General features: G+C 34.5%; 3 protein-coding genes. 1 reads left to right on the top strand and 2 read right to left on the bottom strand.

The genetic code is table 11. From position 1 onward, the window contains the following. The first annotated feature begins 322 nt into the window (after window positions 1-322). Window positions 323-2,122, top strand: a complete 1,800-nt coding sequence (pepF, locus tag TJ68_RS06395) for an oligoendopeptidase F (RefSeq protein WP_040929334.1) — start codon at window positions 323-325, stop codon at window positions 2,120-2,122. 66 nt (window positions 2,123-2,188) lie between these two features. On the opposite strand, the gene TJ68_RS06390 is transcribed toward pepF, so the two are convergent. Next, window positions 2,189-2,968, bottom strand: coding sequence for a DsbA family protein (locus TJ68_RS06390; protein ID WP_052327363.1), 780 nt, complete (start codon window positions 2,966-2,968; stop codon window positions 2,189-2,191). Between the two features lie 27 nt (window positions 2,969-2,995). Next, on the bottom strand, window positions 2,996-3,227 hold a 232-nt coding region (locus TJ68_RS08800), incomplete at its 5' end, for a globin domain-containing protein (protein ID WP_040929332.1).

The following is a 3,227-nucleotide window of genomic DNA, read 5'->3' as shown; positions in this document are numbered from 1 at the left end:
ATTTCACTTTATATCAGTTATCCCTTAGTACAAACCATTTACCAAATTTCTATACTACATCACACCATCCGAGAGATATATTAATAATAATCCACTTGAATGGAAGCTTTTTTTGTACCATGCTGCCATTAATAAAAGTTATGATTTTAATCAATTTGTAAAATCTCTAAGTATACGAAAAGTGAATGGGATGAATGAATATGATATCGCGAATCGATTACTAAAAGAATTTAAAGAAATATTTCGAATTGCGAACAAAATGAGTTGCATCAAAGTCTAAATATTGAGAAAATGTAAGTGATTACAAATTTGGAGGTACATTATGGGAGAATTATTAAAACGTGAAGATCAACGCGTAGAAGATACGTGGGATTTAACATCAATTTTTGAATCAGATGAAAAATGGGAGGAAGCATATAAAGAAGTAGAGAATCGTCTGTCTGAAGCGGATACGTTCAGAGAAAAAGGCATTCAAAGTTCTGATGACTTACTTGAAGTGCTTGAAGCTGAAAGAGACTTAGGCGTTACTTTATCTCAAGTATATGTGTATTCACATTTAAAACATGACCAGGATACATCTAACAGTAAATACCAAAGCATGGAATCTCGTGCAATGTCTTTATATACAAAATTTGCTTCAGCATGGAGCTTCTTAACTCCAGCACTTATGCAAATCGATGAAGAGACGTTAAACAGCTATGCTGAAGAAGATAAATTAAAAGAATTTAAGTTCGATCTTGAAAAGATTAACAAACAACGTGCACACGTACTAAGCGATAAAGAAGAGAAATTACTCGCTCAAGCAGGTCTCGTATTAAACAATCCAGGGTCGACATATGCGATTTTTAACAATGCAGATTTATCGTTTGATAATGCAGTAGACTCAGACGGAAATTCACACGTGTTAACTCAAGGGACGTATATTGATCTACTTAAATCAAGCGATAGAGCGCTTAGAAAATCAGCATATGAAACTCTATACAAAAAGTATGGAGAATATGAAAATACGTTAGCTCAAACACTTTCTGGTGAAGTCGATAGCCATGTGTTCACAGCTGAAGCACGTGGCTACAAATCAAGCCGTGACCAAGCGTTATCAAACAACCATATTCCTGAAGAAGTATATGATCAACTCGTTGACGTAGTAAATGATAATCTTCATTTACTACACAGATATACTGAGTTACGTAAAGAGATGTTAGGTTTAGATGAGTTAACGATGTATGATATTTATACACCGCTTGTTGACGAAGACTTTAAAGTCACATACGAAGAAGCAAAAGATCACGTCATTGAAGGAATGGCACCTCTCGGTGAAGAGTATCAAGACATTTTAAGAGAAGGATTTAACAATCGCTGGGTAGATATTTACGAAAACCAAGGTAAACGTTCTGGTGCGTATTCTTCTGGAACATATGGTACAAATCCATATATTTTAATGAACTGGCAAGATAACGTTGATAACATGTTTACGTTAGCACATGAATTTGGACATTCAGTACACAGCTACTACAGTCGTAAAAACCAAACAGCGAACCAATCAGGGTATTCAATTTTCGTCGCAGAAGTGGCTTCTACATTTAACGAGGCATTACTTGCAGATCATCTATATAAAAATTTAGATGACGATAAAAAGAAATTATATCTATTAAATGAGCAACTTGAAGGATTTAGAGGAACAGTATTCCGTCAAACGATGTTTGCTGAATTCGAGCATAAAATCCATACGTTAAAAGAAAGCGGCGAGCCGTTAACAGCGGACAAATTAAACGAAGTGTATGGTGATTTAAACAAGAAATACTACGGTGACGCAGTATCTTATGACGATTTAATAAGTAAAGAGTGGGCAAGAATTCCACACTTCTATATGAATTACTATGTCTACCAATATGCAACAGGTTATTCAGCAGCTGCGACGTTATCTGAAATCGTATTAAACGGAACAAAAGAAGATAGCGAACGCTACATTAACGAATTCCTGAAAAAAGGTTCATCAAACTATCCAATTGAAATCTTAAAAAATGCTGGTGTCGATATGACAACGCGTGAACCAATTGAAAAAGCGATGAAATTCTTTGAAGAGAAGTTAGATCAATTCGAACAACTCATTAAAAGCAAATAATGATATAAGCTAAAGATGAGAGTCACTCGTGACTCTCATCATTTTATGTATAAAAAAAGCAACCATTTATACATGGTTGCCGATTGCTTCAAAATAAATTTCATCTCCGTGTGTGACAGAGCTGATATACTGTGACAATTGTAGTTGTTTTAATTCTTTTTGTAATACAGAATCTTGCCAATCATAGATTATCTTTAACTCATCGATGCTGACGAGTTCGTTCTTTTTAATATATTCATAAATGTGAGGCAATGCTTTCTTTTGTATATCGATATCTAACAATTCGTGGATGACGTATGAGTAAATGAAATATTCATTTACACCTTCGATTTTAAGACCTTCAGACTCAATGTCACCGCTAAAAAATACAAATGTTGGTAGTAGATTGATATCCAGTTCACGATATAATGCGAGATCACGATTTAATAACGTGTGTAAGTTTTCAGATTCCATCTCTTCCATAAATGAATGAATATCAAGGTTGGCGAGCGTTGCGCTATCGATAATATGTTCTTTTGTGCACACAGAGTTCGACGGTGAAATTCTGTTAAATAAATAACGCATAAACTTACGTGCTCTATTTCTTCCTTGCACTTCTGCTGCTTTGTATGCAAGAGCGATATTGTCAATCTTTGAAGTCGACTGTGCCTGACATTTTGTCAGTACTCTTAGTGAGGGAGCAAGTATTTTATTGATACGAACATAATCACCATACTCGAGTAGTAGCTTGTTTACGATTGCTTCCATTTTTAAAGCATCTTTATGGAACGGATCAAAGAAATAATATATTTCAATTTGATGTTCTACTGGTTCGAGGAATAGTGAAATTACATTTGAATGTTTCAAAATCTGTCACCTCTAAATACTAATAAATCAGCGACTGTTAACCATCGCGTTTGCTGTAATTTCATAGCGTCTTAATACTTGAATTTTAATATCATCTGGAATATTTAAGTCGTTCATTGCTTTAGACATATTGTCTAGCCATGCATCTCTTTCCTTTATTGTGATAGGAAATGGCATATGTCTCATTTTTAACATCGGATGACCAAATGTTTCATTATACTTATTTGGACCACCGAGAAATTGGATTTGAAAGAGTTTT

Origin of the sequence: Nosocomiicoccus massiliensis, assembly GCF_000438455.1 — a bacterium.
GTDB classification, from domain to species: domain Bacteria; phylum Bacillota; class Bacilli; order Staphylococcales; family Salinicoccaceae; genus Nosocomiicoccus; species Nosocomiicoccus massiliensis.
This window is presented reverse-complemented; position numbering and strand designations above follow the sequence as displayed.

Coding starts and splice junctions, on each gene's coding strand:
- pepF (WP_040929334.1), top strand. CDS start 323: ATGGGAGAATTATTAAAACGTGAAGATCAACGCGTAGAAGATACGTGG.